This is a genomic window from Anianabacter salinae (assembly GCF_019061145.1).
GTDB classification, from domain to species: Bacteria; Pseudomonadota; Alphaproteobacteria; order Rhodobacterales; family Rhodobacteraceae; genus Anianibacter; species Anianibacter salinarum.
In genome coordinates this window covers 1-18,427 of the sequence record NZ_JAHQZS010000013.1, presented here as the reverse complement: position 1 = coordinate 18,427, position 18,427 = coordinate 1, and the positions used below count along the sequence as shown (strand labels likewise).

At 59.3% G+C, this 18,427-nt stretch carries 20 protein-coding genes; 12 read left to right on the top strand and 8 right to left on the bottom strand.

The features are described from left to right. Both KTJ87_RS18095 and KTJ87_RS18090 read right to left on the bottom strand, forming a co-directional pair. Nucleotides 1–841, bottom strand: an 841-nt coding sequence (locus tag KTJ87_RS18095; RefSeq protein ID WP_267140558.1) for a type IV secretory system conjugative DNA transfer family protein, incomplete at its 3' end; no start/stop codon positions are given. 11 nt (nucleotides 842–852) lie between these two features. Beyond that, on the bottom strand, nucleotides 853–1,140 hold the full coding sequence (locus tag KTJ87_RS18090) for a mobilization protein (RefSeq protein WP_267140557.1): 288 nt from the start codon (nucleotides 1,138–1,140) through the stop codon (nucleotides 853–855). A 643-nt stretch (nucleotides 1,141–1,783) separates the two neighbouring features. Between KTJ87_RS18090 and mobQ the strand changes: the two genes are divergently transcribed. The 4 genes from mobQ to KTJ87_RS18070 all read left to right on the top strand — a co-directional run bounded on the left by mobQ (nucleotide 1,784) and on the right by KTJ87_RS18070 (nucleotide 5,808). Further along, nucleotides 1,784–3,130, top strand: a complete 1,347-nt coding sequence (gene mobQ / locus KTJ87_RS18085; protein ID WP_267140556.1) for a MobQ family relaxase — start codon at nucleotides 1,784–1,786, stop codon at nucleotides 3,128–3,130. Nucleotides 3,131–3,167: 37 nt separating this feature from the next. Beyond that, complete coding sequence (locus KTJ87_RS18080) at nucleotides 3,168–3,449, top strand: hypothetical protein (RefSeq protein ID WP_267140555.1); 282 nt, start codon at nucleotides 3,168–3,170, stop codon at nucleotides 3,447–3,449. 138 nt (nucleotides 3,450–3,587) lie between these two features. Further along, nucleotides 3,588–4,460 (top strand): endonuclease NucS domain-containing protein, encoded by an 873-nt coding sequence (locus KTJ87_RS18075; RefSeq protein ID WP_267140554.1) that lies wholly within the window; start codon nucleotides 3,588–3,590, stop codon nucleotides 4,458–4,460. Between the two features lie 463 nt (nucleotides 4,461–4,923). Then, the gene (locus tag KTJ87_RS18070; RefSeq protein ID WP_267140553.1) at nucleotides 4,924–5,808 is read left to right on the top strand and encodes an ArdC family protein; all 885 of its coding nucleotides are present in this window, start codon (nucleotides 4,924–4,926) and stop codon (nucleotides 5,806–5,808) included. 181 nt (nucleotides 5,809–5,989) lie between these two features. Here the strand turns inward: KTJ87_RS18070 and KTJ87_RS18065 are convergent, their stop codons facing one another. The 3 genes from KTJ87_RS18065 to KTJ87_RS18055 are packed head-to-tail and all read right to left on the bottom strand — an operon-like array spanning nucleotide 5,990 to nucleotide 8,880. Next, nucleotides 5,990–6,961, bottom strand: a complete 972-nt coding sequence (locus KTJ87_RS18065) for a hypothetical protein (RefSeq protein WP_267140552.1) — start codon at nucleotides 6,959–6,961, stop codon at nucleotides 5,990–5,992. Nucleotides 6,962–6,992: 31 nt separating this feature from the next. Then, the gene (locus KTJ87_RS18060) at nucleotides 6,993–8,597 is read right to left on the bottom strand and encodes a hypothetical protein (protein ID WP_267140551.1); all 1,605 of its coding nucleotides are present in this window, start codon (nucleotides 8,595–8,597) and stop codon (nucleotides 6,993–6,995) included. Beyond that, the gene (locus tag KTJ87_RS18055; RefSeq protein ID WP_157059017.1) at nucleotides 8,590–8,880 is read right to left on the bottom strand and encodes a DUF4258 domain-containing protein; all 291 of its coding nucleotides are present in this window, start codon (nucleotides 8,878–8,880) and stop codon (nucleotides 8,590–8,592) included. The genes KTJ87_RS18060 and KTJ87_RS18055 overlap by 8 nt, the downstream gene beginning before the upstream one ends. Before the next feature lie 333 nt (nucleotides 8,881–9,213). Between KTJ87_RS18055 and KTJ87_RS18050 the strand changes: the two genes are divergently transcribed. From KTJ87_RS18050 to KTJ87_RS18015, 8 genes are all read left to right on the top strand, one after another. After that, complete coding sequence (locus KTJ87_RS18050; RefSeq protein WP_267140550.1) at nucleotides 9,214–9,753, top strand: recombinase family protein; 540 nt, start codon at nucleotides 9,214–9,216, stop codon at nucleotides 9,751–9,753. Further along, nucleotides 9,750–10,676, top strand: a complete 927-nt coding sequence (locus KTJ87_RS18045; protein ID WP_267140549.1) for a DUF4238 domain-containing protein — start codon at nucleotides 9,750–9,752, stop codon at nucleotides 10,674–10,676. Before KTJ87_RS18050 ends, KTJ87_RS18045 begins: the two co-directional genes overlap by 4 nt. Continuing rightward, nucleotides 10,673–11,347: an HNH endonuclease signature motif containing protein gene (locus tag KTJ87_RS18040; protein WP_267140548.1), complete on the top strand. Its 675-nt coding sequence runs from the start codon at nucleotides 10,673–10,675 to the stop codon at nucleotides 11,345–11,347. Before KTJ87_RS18045 ends, KTJ87_RS18040 begins: the two co-directional genes overlap by 4 nt. Nucleotides 11,348–11,608: 261 nt before the next feature. Continuing rightward, nucleotides 11,609–12,874 carry a DNA (cytosine-5-)-methyltransferase gene (gene dcm, locus KTJ87_RS18035; protein WP_267140547.1) on the top strand — a complete coding sequence of 422 codons (1,266 nt, stop codon included), beginning with the start codon at nucleotides 11,609–11,611 and terminating at the stop codon, nucleotides 12,872–12,874. A 41-nt stretch (nucleotides 12,875–12,915) separates the two neighbouring features. Continuing rightward, a complete protein-coding gene (locus tag KTJ87_RS18030; protein WP_407650519.1) occupies nucleotides 12,916–13,347 on the top strand; it encodes a very short patch repair endonuclease in 432 nt (143 codons plus the stop codon). Next, entirely contained in the window at nucleotides 13,322–14,542 is a 1,221-nt protein-coding gene (locus tag KTJ87_RS18025; RefSeq protein WP_267140545.1) for a type II restriction endonuclease, read from the top strand. The genes KTJ87_RS18030 and KTJ87_RS18025 overlap by 26 nt, the downstream gene beginning before the upstream one ends. A 192-nt stretch (nucleotides 14,543–14,734) precedes the next feature. Next, entirely contained in the window at nucleotides 14,735–15,385 is a 651-nt protein-coding gene (gene parA, locus KTJ87_RS18020; RefSeq protein ID WP_081508743.1) for a ParA family partition ATPase, read from the top strand. Beyond that, complete coding sequence (locus KTJ87_RS18015; RefSeq protein WP_267140544.1) at nucleotides 15,385–15,594, top strand: plasmid partition protein ParG; 210 nt, start codon at nucleotides 15,385–15,387, stop codon at nucleotides 15,592–15,594. Before parA ends, KTJ87_RS18015 begins: the two co-directional genes overlap by 1 nt. Before the next feature lie 17 nt (nucleotides 15,595–15,611). Here the strand turns inward: KTJ87_RS18015 and KTJ87_RS18010 are convergent, their stop codons facing one another. From KTJ87_RS18010 to KTJ87_RS18000, 3 genes are all read right to left on the bottom strand, one after another. Then, nucleotides 15,612–16,697: a replication initiator protein A gene (locus KTJ87_RS18010; RefSeq protein ID WP_267140543.1), complete on the bottom strand. Its 1,086-nt coding sequence runs from the start codon at nucleotides 16,695–16,697 to the stop codon at nucleotides 15,612–15,614. Between the two features lie 265 nt (nucleotides 16,698–16,962). After that, nucleotides 16,963–17,511, bottom strand: coding sequence for a hypothetical protein (locus KTJ87_RS18005; RefSeq protein WP_267140542.1), 549 nt, complete (start codon nucleotides 17,509–17,511; stop codon nucleotides 16,963–16,965). An 18-nt stretch (nucleotides 17,512–17,529) separates the two neighbouring features. Continuing rightward, nucleotides 17,530–18,427: type IV secretory system conjugative DNA transfer family protein (locus tag KTJ87_RS18000; RefSeq protein ID WP_267140541.1), on the bottom strand; the 898-nt coding region annotated here is incomplete at its 5' end.

Below are 18,427 nucleotides of genomic sequence, written 5' to 3'. Positions count from 1 at the left end.
GCTCCAGCAGCGCGCGGAGTTTTTCCGGGGGCAGGGTGAGATATTCCCGGACGGTGGCGAGAGACCGGCGGTCGCGGTCCTCGTGGCAGACGCAGAACATGATCAGGCCGCCGAGGATGGCCTTGGCCTCCTCGTTCCAGTGTGCTTCCGTCACCTGGCCCGGCGGGTCCATGACCAGCGCCTCTGTCAGGGAGGCCGCATCCTCGCCCAGATCAAGGCTGTCCGGTGTCAGCCGGTCGAGCGGATTGTAGGCGGCAGAGGGCATCCCGGAGACCTCAAACGGATCGAGGACGTGGACCGTTCCGAACCGCCGCCGGGCTTCCCCGGCGATCCGGGCATTCTCGCCCTTGGGGTCGATGACCAGGACCGAGCGTTCCGCCGCCAGCAGGTTCGGGATGACGGTGCCGACGCCTTTCCCGGCCCGTGTCGGGGCGAGGGTGATCAGATGGGCCGGACCGTCATAGCGCAGCAGCCGTCCGGTGTGCGGGTTGCGCCCGATCAGAAGGCCGTCTTCCCGCTGGAGTTTCTTCAGCTCCTTGCGGTTGGCGAAGCGGGCGGAGCCGTGGCTGTCGCCGGTCAGCCCGAAGAAGGCGTCCGCGCCGGAGGCCATGCGCCAATACTGGAATCCGAAGACGCCACCGACAAAAATGAACGGCCCGAAGACCAGCCACTGCCATGCGCTTTCTCCGGGCGGCTGGTCAAAGAAGGCGAAGACGAACGGCGTGGCGACAAGTGCCCCGATCATCGCGCCGAACAGGACAGCGCCGATCATCCAGCCCAACAGGATGGGCGTGAAGATCAATCGACCGAAGAACCGAAACAGCCCTCCAAAGACAAGCATGACGCCCCGCATCAGGACGGCGTGTCCGGATCAGAGCTGGAAGGTGCAGGGGAGGGCGTCCCCCAGTCGGCGAAGGCCTTGCGATCCTGTTCTCGGGGCAGGTTGCGGATCAGCCGGTCGAGCATGGTGGCGGCACTGGAATCCCGCTCCGCCAGATCGAGAAGCGCGCCGCCCAGGATCACCTTGCGCCGCGTGTCGAGTTTGCGCTGTCTGGTGCTTTCCCGGTTCTTTAGCGCTTGGAGCCGGGCCTTGGCCTGGGCATACCGTTTCTCGGCGCGCTCAAGTTCTGTTTCTGCCAAATCTCTACCCTCGCAACCAAACATTCTTGAGGTTGAAGTTGCTCTTGCCAGATCAACCGATAGCGCTTACCCGTAGGCCTGTAAAGGACAAGGGCGCACTTATGCAAACTCTCCACCTGCGGTTCCGAGATTTGCGTGCGATCTCCTTGAGGCAAGACCTCAGCCGATGGCGAACACCGTCCGCCGCGACGCGCGCCGGAATGGGAGCGGCCTTCGCCCTCCCAAACCCTCCAGAACCAACCTCAGCGGTTGGATCGCGCCCCGCAAGGTCGCGCCAGCGTCTCGCCCGATGCCCCACGGTGGGGGCCGGTCTGTCGCTGGCGTCTCCCTTGCGGGTGGCGTGGATCGTCGGACCTGCCGGTGCTGATCCACGCCGAGTTTGCCCTCGGCAAACCGCCAGTGATCTGCCCCCATATCCCGCCCCCCATGAGGCTGGGGATCTGGGGGCAGATCACTGGCAAGCCCGCGCCTCAGTGAGCCAGAGGCTCGCTTCGAGCGGGTTGTCTTTTCCTCTCGCACCGCGCCGGTTTGGGGCGCGATCCTACGAAGAAAAGACGGCTGATCCGGTGGCCAATATCGGGGCATCGGCGCGGCTCAGCTCCGGCGCATGGGCGCGTTTGCATCACAGGCGAGGGGAGGGCGCATGGCCAGCTACCACCTCTCCGTGAAGACGATCAAACGCAGCGCCGGGCGCTCTGCCACGGCGGCAGCAGCCTACCGTGTCGGGGAGCGCATCGAGTGCCAGCGCGAAGGCCGTGTCCACGATTACACCCGCAAGCAGGGCATCGAGGAGACCTTCATCCTGGCTCCGAAGGACGCGCCGGACTGGGCCACGGACCGGTCCCGCCTCTGGAACGAGGCCGAGGCCAGCGAGACCCGCCGCAACTCCGTCACCGCCCGCGAATGGGAGCTGGCCCTGCCGTCCGAGATCAGCGCCGAGGCCCGGTCGCAGATCACCCGCGACTTCGCCCAGGAGCTGGTCAGCCGCTATGGCGTGGCCGTCGATGTGGCGATCCATGCGCCCCACCGCGAAGGCGATCAGCGCAACCATCACGCCCATGTCCTGACCTCCACCCGCAAGCTGGAAGCCGGGGGCTTCACAGCCAAGACGCGGGTTCTCGATTCCGCGAAGACGGGCGGCGTCGAGATCGAGCAGATGCGTGGCCTCTGGGCCGAGTTGCAGAACCGCGCGCTTGAGCGTGTCGGGGAAGTCGAGCGTGTCGATCACCGGTCGCTTGAGAAGCAGCGCGAGACGGCGCTGGATCGTGGCGACAAGCTGTCCGCCGAGGAGCTGGACCGCGACCCCGAGCTGAAGCTGGGGCCAGCGGCCAACTCCATGGAGCGGCGTGCAAAGGAGATGGCCGAGCGCCAGGGCCGGGAATACGTCCCCGTCACCGAGCGAGGGGCCGTGGTCCATGCTGCCCGCCAGGCGCGCGCCGCTTTCCACGAAATACGTGAGCGGCTGGATATCGCGCGGGAGACCTACGGCATCGAGCGTGATGCGGGGCAGGGCCGCGTCTCTGCCGGTCTGGCGGCGCTCAGGGCCGCGACCGCGAAAGATCGCGACGGGCGCACGTCGGACGATATTCGGGAGCGGTTGTCGCAGGTCGTGGGCCGGTCACGGGACCAGGACGACACGCCGAAACCGGAAGGCCGCAATTATGCGCGAGAGCGGCTGAAAGAGATCATGGAGAAGGACGCCGGGCGCGATGGCCAGGCGGCGGTTCACAAGCTGGACGGGTACAGCGAAAATGACCTTGGCGAGAAGGCCGCGAGACCGTCGCGGACCCCGGCCCAGCGTCAAAGGCAGGGCCGTTCCGAGGACATCGAGCGCGAGGATCGCAAGCCGTCCGTGAACGAGCGCCTGAAGGACGTGCTGAACAAGCCCCGCGAGCGGCTGGAGCCGGACAACGACCGTGAACAGGAGCGCGATGACAACGAACAGGAAAACACGCGGGACAGGGATCGTGGCGAAGGCCACAGCCTGTGACGCGGCCTGACAGGGCAAATTAGAGGAGACCGAAAAGATGGACGAAGTATTCAACGTGGGTGAGACGATCCTGCTGGACGGCGAACCGCTGTCACTTGTTACGCGCGCGGGCGTCGAAGCGTGGATCGACCAAGGCATCAGGCACAGCTATCGCTACGATCAGGTGCGTGATCCACTCGACGGCCAGATGAAATACCGCTGCATTTTTGAGAAAGATGGGGCGGATGTGCCGTTTGTGCTGGTCAACAGCCCGAGCAGTGGAGACGGGCGCGTAGTTCTGTTTGATCAGAAACCAGACGCGCAGCCCTTGCGCCAGTGACCGAGGCCGCGCTTCCATCGGCATCGAGGCCGTCTGTTCGATGCCTGCGGTGCGCTGGTCGAGATCACCGATAGGCGGCAAGCGTACCGACCGTTATTCAGGGTGCTGCCGCATGATAAATTGTATGGAGGAGGCGTGGTGCTCAGGGCATATTCAAATGGAATCAAGGTCGAGGAGGTAGAGGGCGGCCTTCTCGTGCGACAAGGAGCAGAGGCTTACGTCGCCCGGAATTGGCGTCTCACTCCACCCGTCGAAAAACTGATCGAGACGGCATTCAGGAGCGGTTTGGAATGCATGATCCGCGATGATCATCCGCGCCAAAACGCGCGCTGGCCGAACCCGAGGGGAGTCGTCTATCTTGCGTTCTCGCCGGGGCCGGGCGGACAATGGTCTCTTGCAATTGACACTTTCCGTGAGGGGAGGGGCGACTACGGACACGCTGTTTTCAATGGAAAATATCACGAGCAGTTTGTCGCGGCAGAAATTCCCTTCGTTTTCGAAGGACGCAACAAGACAGCAGGCCATCTCGTTGTAACGCGTGAAGATGTAATCCCAACACTTGAGGCGCTGTCTGGCTTCGACCACTCGGTTCTGGCCCTCAACCGTAACACCCATGATGGTGCAGGTTTCACAACAGAATATGTGATTCAACGCGAGATACTCACTAACTGGGATCAGACGCCTTGGAGTACACGCTACGATGTTGTGCAAGACGAATTCCCTGTGGACGGCGGTCTCACTTCGCGGCGGATCGACATTCTCGCCAGAGACCGAGTGACCGGGGACTGGCTCATCGTCGAGTTGAAACGAGCCGAAGCGAAGCCCGAGGCTGTCCGCCAAGTGGCCGACTATCTGCTCGCACTCGGCAAGCAAGACAAATTTGCACATGGTCGGCTCGACGGCGTTCTTGTGGCCGAACGAATTCCGTTAGCTGTTCGGACACTGGCCAAAGTTGAAGGTGTGGCTGCTTACGAAGTCAGTTGGCCTCTCAATCTGATCCGTGTCGTTTGAATCAAAGAAACCACCCCCGTTCGCCTTTCTTGCATTCGGCAAAAGCATATCCTGTGGCCTTGATCTAAATCCAGTGAACCCGGCAGTGCGCCGAGTTCGCTTCAAGCGATAGACAGGGCAGGGGATCGACGGGCTGAGGCCCGCTCACCCCAGCCCTGACAGTTTTCAAACCCTGTTGATCCGCCTGCCATCCCGGCAGGTCCGAGAAAACCGGCAAGCGCCGCCGGTGGCGTCGGTTCCGGTCGAGAATTCCGGTTCCTCCCACGCGCAGGCGCGCGGTTCCCTCCCAAATTCACGCCCTCCACCCGGTTGTCACGGCCCCGCCAGGCCGCAGGACGGGCTTTGCCCTTACCTGCTCTGCCCTTCGGAATGCATGGGCATTCCAAAGATCAGAACAGGAAGGCCCGCCCATTGGCGGAAAGGGGAAGAGACCCGGCCCGCGTCACTCAAAGGAGGGTCACAAATGACCGCAGAGAAGTTTGACGTTTACACCCATGTCACCAACCAGATCATCACGCAGATTGAGGCGGGAACGCCGCCCTGGCGCAAGCCGTGGACTGGCGGCGGGGCATCGGTCAGCTTGCCGGAACGGTTCAACGGCGAAGCCTATCGGGGCATCAACATCCTGATGCTTTGGGCCACGGCGATGGCCAAGGACTACAGCTCAGCCCGTTGGATGACGTTCAATCAGGCCAAGCAGCTTGGGGGCCATGTCCGCAAGGGCGAGAAATCCGCAACCGTGGTGAAATACGGTACTGTCGAGCGCGAGGACGATAACGGCGAAGAGCGTCAGATCCCCTATGCCAAGGCCTACCGCGTGTTCAACGCTGATCAGATCGAGGGCTTGCCCGCTGAATTCTACATCCTGCCCAATCCGCCGCGTGATCTTGGCACCGTGGCCGACCCCGCGTTGGAGGCATTCTTTGCCGCGAGTGGCGCGCAGATCGACGTGACCGAGGAGCCCCGCGCCTATTACAACATTAAGACCGACCGCATCCACATGCCGCCGATCGCGACCTTTCACAGGGCCGCAGGGTATTACGGCACCTTGGCCCATGAGCTGACCCACTGGACAGGGGCGACAAAGCGGCTTGACCGGTTGCGCCGGTTCAACGACCGCAAGGCTTACGCGTTCGAGGAGCTGGTCGCAGAAATCGGAAACTGCATGCTTTGCGCACAGATCGGGGTGGAGCCTGAATTCGGCCAGAGCGCCGCCTATGTCGAGGGGTGGCTTGCCGCGATGAAGGAGGACAGTCGCGCGATTTTCCGCGCCGCGTCGGAGGCGCAGAAGGCCGTGGATTACATCATGGACCGTACCGTGCAGGCCGACCGGATGGCCGCCGAGTAGCAGCCCGCACCGCCGAAATGATTAAGGCCCCCGTCAGCAGGTGGGGGCCTTTTTGCGTTGTGGCGTGATCCTGGGCGGGGCGGTTTCAGGGTGACCTGTCGGCGGGCAACCTGAAGGCCACCCGCCGACAGGCCCGGCGCTTCGCGCGGACGGGCATGCGATGCCCGGCATGAAGATACCATCATGCGTCATGACTGAGGCGCTCCACGACCTGTTGCCAGTGTTGCAGAATGTCTGGATTATTATCCCACCACTTGCACAAGCGTCCAGTCGTCATAATGGCTTCAGCCGCACGTTCGCGCTCTGGTTCGAACGGACCTTTGCAATTGATAGGCGGAGTAGGAAGTTGCAGGGCGAGCGTTCCTACTCGACCCACTTGCCGTAGAGCGATCCCGGTGTTTTCGAGTCCTCCCGCGCGTTGGATTTCGGTAATATGCCATCCCCACTTGGGTATCATCAGCTTTACGTTCGCCTCTACGAATTGAAGAAATACCTTCGGTTTTGGTAATCCGGCGTGCAGAGTAAGGCTCTTCGGAACATCAAGGTGAACCGTGTGCGATCCCTTGTTCCGGTCGCGCTTCTTCTCTGTGATCTGAGGTGCAATTCTGGCACGTAGCGCGCCGAAGCTTTGAAAGAATGCGGTTTGTACATCGCTTGGGTTCTCAGGGGGGACTTCTGCTTGATCTATCGCTGCCGCCAGCAAATCGTAATCCGGCCCAGAGAATTCAGACAGAAGGCTTTCGTAGGACAGAGTTTTGTCAAACATCGCCGCCTTCACCGATTTTCTGAGATAGGACCTGGGTGCCAGCAAGACCGTGGTTCCACTGTAACCGGCACCTGACCTCACGTAGCGTTCTGGCTGAGCAACACCGTTCACATGCGACCAATATGCACTGATCTTGTTTTCGATCAGCAGGCGCTCTGAGGAAAGGATTACGTCGAGGTCGATTGTGCCGGAATCCTCAAAGTGAACTTGTTGGGTGCCGACGTGATTTGCGACGCCAGAGCCGGACAGTCCCAAACATTCACGGACTCTGTTGCAAAACTCTGGCGACGTTTGAAACGCCTTCGCGAACAGGTCATCTATTTCTCGCTCTCGGATACGAAGTTGCCGGTCTTCGGTAGCATGGCCGTGTGTGGGAATATGGTTCATAAATTTATCCTAGATGGTAACGGGCCGAGTTTTAGGCGAGCCATTTCTTGAGAAGGGTTTGTACGTGGCGTTCACTGGCGCTTCTATGTGTGCTCTGAAGCTCGGCCACTTGGCGTGAAAGTTGGGCGGCAGATGTGTCCAGCGCCTCTTCCATGAGGCCATTGTGCAGACTCATTTCCAGGTCGCTAGACGGGCCGCCCTGTGGGAACAGCATTTCGCGGCGAGGTGGCAGATCGGTGTCGTAGCGATCAGAGGCAAACCTCTCTCTTGCGAAGCAACTCACGGCGTTTACAGCGCCGAGCGCCCACTCTCCGTCAAGCCAGTGACGCAGATGAAGTGGCGTAGCCCCCGTGAAAGAGAGATACCACGGTTCGGCCACGACCTCGCCTGGAGCGGCAACAGGATCAGCGTCGAATTCCCACTCCGCCCCTCCCGGGTCGCGAAGCGTTAGACTCTCGGGTATCCAGGTGTCTTCCTCGGGCTGGAGCCGCCAAACTTCGCCCGAACTGAGTGTCACCGTAGGCCAGACATGGCCACCGTCTGCATGGCGAGCGTAGAACAAGCCATTTCCGAGTGCGGGGTCGATTGCGCCATTCACTTGATGTGTTCCAGCCCAGATATCCCCTTCTGGGAAACTAACCTCGACCCTCGGGCGGGACTGGAGTGCCGCGCCGAAGCCACCCCTCCCATCCGGCACGACGCAAAGGTGAATTTCACGATAGTAGGTGAGCTGTCCGCTGGCGCGGGACACGCCCGGAAAACCGGCGGGCACACCGTAAGCCGTCTTGCTGGAAAGGTTCGTAATGCCCATGCCAGGAGGAAGGTGATCGCCCGAGGCAAGCGCGGCAGCGTCCAGTGGACGAAGGACGCCCTCCGGTGCGAGACGGAATCCGGTTTCAACGACGAGATAGGGTATCCGCAGAAGTTCCACGGACGGGTAGGGCACGGCCTCTTCGAAATACTCGCAGTTCGCGTAGTGAGGACTGATCGGGCTATCCAGCCATTGCATGCAGGATACATCCGTGGCGAGCAACCGGTCCTGGATCATCTCCCAACGACAGTTCATGGCTTTGATCGCCGCATAGGCGTTGTCGAGTTCATGTCGGCGCGCAATCTCGGCGCAAAGGCTATTCAGGAGAACAGCAAGGTTCTCGTAGCCGCGGTTGTCTTCCGGCAGCGCCTTGGTGTTGTTGCGGCTATTATGCCAAAGGCGGGTTTGCCGGAGCATGTCCATTTTCCACTGTTCGGGATCAGCCCCGCAGTGGATTGCAGCAATAGTAATGGCGATGAGGTAGGGTTCCAGCCGCTGCGAAGGCTCGCTGCGGGTTTTGTATTGCTTGATGACGCCTTCGGTTACCTCGGAGAACTTCCTTGGTAGAGTGTAGTTGGCGAGCTTGAAGCTCTCGGTGCGGCCGTGAGTGCTGTGCATGGTTTCCAGCACCATGTCCTGGAACCGCTCTTTGTTCAGGCCTTTCGCTTTGGCCTTCTGCCAAGCTTCAGCCAAGTGCAGCGCGGCATGGAGCCGGTCTGTGCGCCTGCCAAGTTTGGCGCCACGCTCGGCTTCCGCCTGCCACCAGCGAAGAGCGGCGAGATCACGTTCGGCTATTTCGGCTCTCTTTGCATCGCGATCATCCACGGCCACGTCCTCCTCGGTTGCTGCGCAGATTGGAGTTGGAACGCAACCGGCGCGTGATGGGGAGAACGGTCACGATACGTGCGCTATCATCGCTCCAGATGACCGCGTAGCGAGCTAAGCTGTCATCGACATTGAGGTGTCGGGCTCGCGTGTACGAAACCCGCAGGCGGCGACAATTATCACCCGCAGCTTCATCCAAGTCGGCATGATCCAGGATCGCTTGAACGAAGGAGTTGCGCAGGCCGCGCTCTTGGCATCGTTGAAGTGCATGTTGTGTCATCATGGCTTGGTTTCCTTGTGCTGGTGGCACCAAGTTGGCTGCTAAAAGCCACTCTGACGAGCCGATATCGGAATATGGATATAAAAATCTCGGACTGTTGTGTATAAAAATCTCGGACTACAGCGATTTCCAATTGAGACTGCCACGAGGACTTATTTCGATATGACGATCAACGGTCTTGCATGCATGTCAGTCAAAAACCGGTGGATTCCGCTGATGGCACAAACGGTCGTTTCTGCCGCCCTGCCCTGTTCCGAGTAGGATCAGTCGCTTAGCCATGCCAAAAACCCCCGGCAAAACCTTTGCGGTTTTGGCAGGTTTTTGGCACACTGAGACATGATCATTGGATATGCCCGCGTCAGCACTGACGACCAGAGCCTTGATTCACAGACTGACGCGCTTTCGGACGCTGGAGCCGGGAAGATTTTCGCGGACCGGATCAGCGGATCGAAGCGCGCTCGACCGGAGCTGGACAGGATGCTGGACCAGCTCCGCAATGGCGACGTTGTGACCGTCACCAAGTACGACCGCCTGGCGCGCTCGATGAAAGACCTGCTGGAGATTGTCGAGACGATCCGCGCGCGCGGAGCCGACTTCCGTTCCCTAGCTGAGGACATCGACACGACGACGCCGGCCGGCCGTCTTGTGTTCCATGTTTTTGCATCCATTGCCCAGTTCGAGCGGGAGCGGATTTCGGAGAGGACCAGAGAAGGCTTGGCATCTGCGCGAAAGCGGGGCCGGATTGGAGGAAGGCCCCCTGCCCTGTCGCCCGCTCAAAAGGATGAGGTGCGCCGCATGAGGGACGACGAACACCGCGCGGTTCCAGAGATAGCGCGACTGTTCAAAGTCAGCGAGAGGACCGTGCGGAGAGCATGAGTTCTGGATCGAAACCCACTCGCCGATGCCATTGGGTGCCGCAAGCTTATCTAAAGGCATTCGCAGCGGATAATCGAAAACCGCCACGTATCTGGCGTTTGAGTAATCAGGAAGATGATGCTGAGTTGAAGCGCATCGACCGGGTGGCCGTCAGAAACCATCTGTATGTTGTCAGGAATAAAGAAGGTCAACGTGACGACGCTCAGGAAAAGCGATTTGCCGATCTCGAGCAGTTCTTCTCTTCAAAACCTTGGAAAGCCCTGCAAACCGGTTTTGTAGACCTGTCAAACCAGAGCATTCGCAAAATGGTCGCCCTTCTGGCAGCTACTATGTTTGTCAGAAATCCTGCTCACTTCGAGCTTTCGACGCGTATCCACCAGTCTTTCGTGGATGCCTTCACCGGGCCTCGGGGCTTGCCGGATGCCGTGATTATCGGAGGGAAACGGATCGCGCTGGACCACTCTTCATGGTCAGAACATGCGAACGCTTCTGAGGATGATCTCAAGCGCAACTGGTTCGACATGATGAATTCTTGCGGAGACATCGCCAAGATGTTCCTTGGCATGAGGTGGGCCATGGTCGCATCGGACGAACCCGTTTTCATTACATCGGATCAGCCAATTACCTTTCTACATCCCGACCTTCACTTTCGCGGTATAAAAAACCTGGAAACATCAGTGATCTTTCCGATCAGTCCTACTCGTGTTCTGTGTATGGACCATCGGCACGGGGAACCAGCCAACGAATATTATGCCGCTCAGCACGACGGTGCCGCGATCAACATGCTGGTTTGGCGCGAGGCGCTTGAGTTCATGTTTTCGCCGCGAGACCCCCACGAGGTCTGCCGCCAGATTCTGAAACTGGAGGAGGACATCGCAGCGGGTGAAGGCGAAGGGCCGACAGACAGATTGGATATTTCATGACGACGAGAAAGGCTCTTCCGAAACGCCTCGAAAAGACGATCTATCAGCAGTTTGGCGCGCAATGTCCCTTCTGCGGCGAGCAGGACGTTTCGACTTTGCAGATTCATCACATCGAACCACACGCTGTAGTTCAAGAGCACTCAGCCGAAAACCTTCTCCTGACATGCGCCAACTGCCATCAGAAGATCGAGGATAGAAGGATATCCGCCCGGGATGTTCATCGCGCGAAGTTCGAGGCCGAGCAGGGCGGTAACGTGAGACCCAAAGCGTCAGGCACTGCAAACTCGAACACGGTGACGGTCTCAGGCGACAATCACGGTATGGTCGCGAACAGTATTTCCGTTCAAACGTTGAAAACATCTATAAATGTCGCGCCGATGTCAGGGACGATCTCAGCCAGCTACTCCCGGCGAAACTACGCGAAGTATCTGATCGACAGATACCATGATTTCAAACGAGCTGAGGTTGGCAAAGGGAATGTTCGCCACGCCGTACTTTACAAGAGCATCGAGCGTGAATTCGGGGCCAAGTGGGACAATCTTCCTGAAGAGAGGTTCGAGGCACTGGTCAGCTACCTGCAACGGCGGATTGACAGCACTCGTCTTGGCAAAAACCGAAAGGCGCGGGGCCAAGCTCGATATTCAGCCTTCGATGAACATCAGACCAAATGACTGTCATGCTTGCGAATTGCTCTAACCAAGTCGGTTATCCGCAGAGGGCGGGAACCTCTGTGCCGCTTTGCGCCCCTACGCGAGTAGTATCCCGCCACCGAAGTGGCTTGGGATCATGTCTGAAAATCTTCCCATCCCGCGCGGTTCGGTCTTAACGCCATCAGAACAAAGAATGAACAAATACAAGAAACGGGGTTTCCAAATATGCTGGGACAGATTATGACATGTTGTCAATAACAGACACGGGACAGGGGCAGACACATGAACGCGCATCCACGGACAGAATTTGCAGAGTTGATGGAGCGCGCCGGTCTCGACATCGACACAGCGGCGGAACTTCTGGGCGTGAGTGACCGGACGATCCGCCGCAACATGAAAGGCGAAGGCAAGCGCATCGACCAGCTCCGGCTGGAGAAGTTGCGCCAGACAGCCGACGCCCGCTGCACCGGCAAGCGTTCCGAGGGTTTCCGCTTCATTGACCTCTTCGCGGGGATCGGCGGGCTGCGCCTTCCCTTCGAGGCTATCGGCGGACGTTGTGTGTTCACGGCCGAGTGGGATCGGTTCAGCCGCGAGACCTACAGCGCCAATTTCCCTGAGCCTGCAAACAGTGAGCATGTCTTCGCGGAAGACGTGCGGCCCTATGCGAACGCGCCGGATACGATCCCCGCCCATGACGTTCTTCTGGCCGGGTTTCCGTGTCAGCCATTCTCAATTGCCGGTGTGAGCAAGAAGAACGCGCTTGGTCGGCCCCACGGCTTCCTGTGCGACACGCAGGGAACGCTGTTCTACGATCTGGCCAAGATTATCGACCATCACCGCCCCCCTGCCTTCTTGCTGGAAAATGTGAAGAACCTTGAGCGCCATGATGGCGGCAAAACCTTCGCCACGATCATCCACGTACTGGAGAACGAGCTGGGCTATCGCGTGTTCTACAAGGTGATCAGCTCGACGCCTTGGGTGCCGCAGAAGCGCGAGCGCATCTTCATCGTCGGATTTAAGGATCACAGCATCGAGTTCGACTTCAATCAACTTGCCGTGCCTGAGGGCGACGGTCCAACGCTTGGCACGATCCTCGATAGGGACGTTGATCCGAAATACACGCTCACCGAACACATGTGGAATTACCTTCAGGGCTACAAGGAGAAGCATCGCAGCGCCGGGAACGGGTTCGGATTTTCCCTCTTTGGCCCCAAGGACGTGGCCCGCACCCTTTCTGCCCGATACTATAAGGACGGTTCTGAAATCCTGATCGAGCAGAAGGGCAACCGCCCGCGCCGTCTAACACCGCGCGAATGCGCGCGCCTGATGGGATTCGAGAAACCCCGACAGACCGAGTGGAAAATCCCCGTCTCCGACACACAGGCTTACCGCCAGTTCGGCAATGCGGTTGTAGTGCCTGTCGTCAGCGCTGTCGCACAGCTCATGCAACCGCGCATCTTTGATGCAATGGAGCTGGATGGACGGGAAGTGCCAGCCACCATGCAGGCTCAGCTCCCCCTATCCGAACCCGGTATCGCGGCGGAGTAATGCCTGCGGATACCGTCACAACCGCAACCCGAAGCCGGATGATGGCAGCGGTCAAAGGCAAGAACACCAAACCCGAGCTGGCAATCAGGTCCGCGCTTCACCGGCGCGGATTCCGGTTTCGGCTTCACCGCAAGGACCTGCCCGGAAAGCCCGATCTTGTGTTTGCGGGCAGGTGTGCAGTGATCTTCGTTCACGGTTGTTTCTGGCACGGCCACGACTGCCACCTGTTTCGCTGGCCTGGAAGTCGGGAGGACTTCTGGCGTGACAAGATCGGAAAGAATATCGAGCGCGACCAGCTTCAGCATCAGGCCCTGTCCGAGACAGGGTGGCGCATCGGAACCGTCTGGGAATGCGCCCTGAAGGGCAAGACCCGCCTACCCTTGGAAAGCGTTGCCGATCAATGCGCCACATGGTTGAAATCTGATATAAAAATACTGGAGGTGAGCGGTGATCAAACGCGGGCAACTGTCTGACTATTTCGAAGGCGTGGGGGTCAAGCGTCTGTCCGCCGTCGATGCCGAGCCGAAAACCTCGAACCAGCACGAGGTCGGCACGACGAAGAAGATGCGGGACGACTTCTTGGGCGAGAACCATCAGGAGAAGTTCCCAGCGATCTATATTTGGCTGGGCGGTGATCAAGAGGGCTTCACCGAGGAGAGCTGGGCTACGCACTACGACGCACGCCTCAACAAGCCTCGTGCTGCCGAATGGCGGCTCTACTACCCGTCCAATCCCGTCACGGAAGCCATGAAGGCCGGAGATACCCTGTTCCTTGCCAAGGACCAGGGCGGCGTCCTGTGGTTCATTGTGGCCCCGGAGGGGTCCACCAGCGAGCAGCAGCTTTTCTGGCTGTTCGGCCTGCGCCCGGAAGGCAAGTCGTTTGTATCGCGCGAGTTCTCGGACGAGGAGCCGGAGCTGGACTTCGCCGCCCGCTTCATTCTGGACGAGATTGGCGTCGAGTTCGAGGAACCCGAGGCCGACAAGCTGGACAGCATCATCGACAGGTTTGGCACCACGTTCCCGAAGACGGCCGAGTTTTCCGATCTTGCCCGCCTCACCCTGCCCGAGGTCCGCGCCGAGGACGATCCCGACGCGGCGCTCATCGCATGGCTGGACCACGAGGAAGCCCTCTTCCGGCGACTGGAGCGCAGGGTAGTATCCTCGCGGATCGAGGCTGGGTTCACGAGTGTGGACGGCACAGATGTGGACGGATTCATCAGTTTTTCCCTCAGCGTCCAGAACCGGCGCAAATCCCGCATGGGGCATTCACTGGAAAACCACATGGCCGCTGTTTTGAGGGCACACGACATCCAGCATGTCCGGGGCGCGATCACGGAACACAAGCACAAGCCCGACTTCCTGTTCCCCAATCTGGAGACCTATCAGGCCGCCCCAGCCGATGGAGACCCCCGCCTGACGATGCTGGGAGCCAAATCTACCTGCAAGGACCGCTGGCGACAGGTTCTGGCGGAAGCCGAGAAGATCAGCCGCAAGCACCTTTTGACGCTGGAGCCGGGGATATCCGAACCGCAGACAGACCAGATGGAGGCGTCGAGCCTTCAGCTCGTGGTCCCCTCACCTGTTCATAGAAGCTACACAGAGGCGCAGCGCGGCTGGCTTTGGTCTGTGGGGGATTTCATCGGCGAGGTCAGGGCGCGACAGGGGTAGCCATAGCACGTCCATAGCATTCGTGCTGCGCCCCTGCCCCATACTCTCCTCACATGAGTCTTTGAGTAAATGAGTGGCCCGTTTGTCACTCACTTTCTTGCGGATGGATGCCGGGCATCAGTTCACACCAAACTTGCCGCACCTCAAATACTCAGTTACACTTTTGAGTAAATACACACATGAGGCAGAGCAATGAGCATAATTTCCGTCCTGAATCCGAAAGGTGGCAGCGGCAAGACCACCATCAGCACCAATCTCGCCAGATCGCTGCACGAGATGGGATACTCGGTTCTGATCGTGGACAGCGATCCACAAGGCAGCGCACGTGACTGGCACGCAGCCTGCGAAGACAATCCCATCGAGCTGGTCGCGCTGGACCGTCCCAACAACGTCAAGACGCTGACAAGTATGGCGGCAAACTACGACTACGTGGTAATCGACGGCGCGGCAAAACTAGAAGACATGATCGCCGCCTGCATCAAGGTCAGCGACTTCGTTCTTATCCCCGTTCAACCATCGCCATACGACATTTGGGCCGCGTCGGACCTGGTGGATTTCATCAAGGCTCGACAAGAGGTCACTGACGGATCGCCGCGCGCCGGGTTTGTGGTCTCCCGTGTCGTGGAAGGAACCCGGCTGGGCAGTGACGTGCGAACCGCGCTGGACGACTACGCCTTGCCTGTCTGTGAGACGACCATAACACAACGCCAAGTCTACCCTCAGACGGCATCGGAAGGGCTGACCGTATTCGACGCCGACAATGCGAAGGCAAGGGCGGAGACCACGGCGCTGAGCAACGAAATACTGGCAGTGCTTGCAACCGCGACACGGGAGGTCGCGTGATGGCCCTTTCCGCTAAACGTCCAAGCCGTGGCGACGAGGCCCGCAAACGCATCCTGCACGAAGTCACCGAGACGACTGAGAAGAAGAAGCGCCTGAATGCCGAGATCGAGGAGACACTTTATCGCAAAATAAAGATCAAGGCGGTCGAGGAGGGCCGGACAATCTCCGACATCACCCGTGATCTTTGGTCTGAGTATTTGAAAAAATGAGTGTTTGAGTAATTACTCTACCAGCCGTTGCGACCGCGTTTCTTGAACCAGCTCTTGCAGAAACCGAGGAACGCGGCGTCCGGGTTCTTTGGTGGTTCTTTCTGTCTGGCGGAGTAGGTCCGCCACTCTCCCACCAGAACCTTGATGTCCCATGTCGGAGCCAGTTCCCGCGCCCGTTCCAGCGTATCAGGCGAGAGAGGCAGGACATAGCCACCGGTCAGTCTGTCCTGTTCTGGTTTGGGCGCATAGTTCTCCAGAAATTCCGGTTTGGGCGTTACCGTGAGGATGTCTGCTTCCATTCGGAAGGCATAGTCCGGCATGTGGTTATGTTCCTCGTCAGCCTTACAGATTGCTTTGACGAGACGCCGAAATTCCTTATCGGAAGATGTGGAGCCGGTTCGGTCCTTCAGCTTGTCCAGACCGCATTTCCATTCCGGTTGCATCCCGCATTGCTTGCGTGCCAGCTCATACAGACGGCGCTCCAGAGGCTTGCGGAGCTGGAAGTAGCGACGGTTGAGCGTAAGAACGTCATCACCGGCAATGGCGTTGAAGACCCAATCGGAAAGGGTGACTTCTAGATCGAGCATCCGGCCATCGCGGGTTTCGCGAACAATGCGATAACGGTCTATCAGGCTAAAGCCGTCAATCTGTTCAACGCCGCCCGTGGTGATGTTTGTCTCGATCTGCGTCCCTTGGAGACGTTCGAGCGCGGCTTTCAGACCGCTGTAACCGGTTCCTGCAACTGGGCGGTTTGTCGCGACAAGTAAGTCGTACGCCTTGAATCGAAGGGTTCGGTGAACCTGTTTTCCGTCGTTCAGAGCCGCCATTACTTGGGAAATACAGTAGATCAGCACGTCACGGTCGTGGACAGTTGCGAGGCCGATCATGTTGGGTCTGATTTCAACGTAGCTCTTTCCATCGGTAGCCACATAGCGTCGTTTTTTGGTGTCAGGCTTGGTCGAGAGGGTGAAAATAGGATGCGCCATTGACGCCATGTCGCCCTTGGGCGCAGCGTCGAAGATATCACAAACGAAGAAATCCCCCTGCGCGTGCCGCAAGGGGAGAAGAGGCGTCCGATCCGGTTTCGTAATTTCACCCACCATGCCTCTACTATTCGTAATTTCACCCACCAAGGCAAGGGGTTCGTAGTATCACCCACCAAACAGGTTTTCGTAGTATCACCCACCAGCTTTCGTAAGATCACACACCCCTTATCGTAATATCACCCACCAGAAGCTCAAAACAGGTCAGATTAAGGTATATTTTTCAATATCATAGGCGAGCGCTCGATTCGCGTAACACAGTATCTAACACATATATAACACACAGCCTGTCAGGTTGAGACAATCACCGACAGGGCTTCATCCATTACCGTCGATAGAACACGCAGGCATCGACACCCGTGGTTGTCGTGGTCCATGACGCCCCAAGGACAGCACATGTGGACGCGTTGCTGGCTAAGAAACGAGGAAGCGTCACCGTCAGCACCAGGGCCACAACCAATGCACCCAGACCAAACCAGGGCAGGCGGCTTTTGAGGCGATCCGCTTTCTGTTCCCTTTCGAACACCGCTCGATAGGCTGTGGACCTGTCATCTTCCGATTTGGCCAAGGCCCCGATGGTCTTGTCCGTCTGGACGCCAAGGCGTCTGACAATCTCTGTCATCGCGTCAGCGGTTGCGCCCAGGTGGCTGTCGAGGGTCTGGCCCAGAAGATCCCCGTATTTTTTCGGATTGGTCTGGTCCCGTGCGGCAAAGGCCGCGATCCGCGCTTCCGTTGCAACCTTGATCTGCTTGTCCGCCACGGTGGTCAGATCGTCGATCCTGTCGGACATGCTGGCGACGGCTGTGGCCATGAGATCGAGTGTTTCGCGCAGATCATCGTCGGAGAGGGCAGGGAGGTCGGGCTGGTCTGGCATCGGGAGGCGTCCTTGAGATTACTGGTCCTGCGGGACGAACAGCCCCTTGAACTCGGGATCGGCGTAGTAGCGCAGCTTCTGCGCTACGGCGGTGGCTTGCCCCTGCACGCGCAGGAGCTGGTTTTCCGGGCGGAGCTGCATGATTTCATCGGGGGTGAGCAGATCGCGGCCCGTCAGGTTGTTGCTGAAGCTGGGGTTATCCCCCGGCTTGTAGCTATCGGTCTGGTAGCCGGTGGTTTCCTGACCCATCATCTGGCTCAGCCACTTGGCCGTTTCAAAGTCATTGACCCCGAACACCTGTTGCACCCCGGCATTGGCAATGAATGTGCCTGCGAGTTCGCCGTAGAGGTCCTTGAGCTGGCTCATGTCCTGCAGGATTGGCCAGAGTTGGAGGCCATATCCCGCCATCAGCCCCATGGCGCGCTCCACGGCCTCCAGACGTCCCAGAGCGGCAAACTCATCCAGGAGGAACAGCGTGGGCGTCTTGAGGCGCTGTGTGCCTCCCTGAGCGTCTGTAGGGCCGCTCAGGGGCCTCACGGACGCCTCAGCGTCCCGTGCAATGTCCTGAAGGGCCTGAGACACCAGAAGGCGCAGCCAGCGGCTGTAGGCGTCCATCCGGTTCGGGGGCAGCACCAGAAACACCGAAGTGATCCGGTGGCGTAGATCGGAGAAGTGGAAATCTGACCGCGACAGGACTTTGGCAATGCGCGGGCTATCCAGAAAATGCGTGTGGCGCTGCGCGTTCGACAGGACGGAAGCTGCTTCGCGATCCGCCTTGCCGAGGAAGCGGTTGGCGGCGCGGGCGATCAGCCCGCCCGCCGCATCGCTGTCCTGCATCAGCTCCAGCAGCGCGCGGAGTTTTTCCGGGGGCAGGGTGAGATATTCCCGGACGGTGGCGAGAGACCGGCGGTCGCGG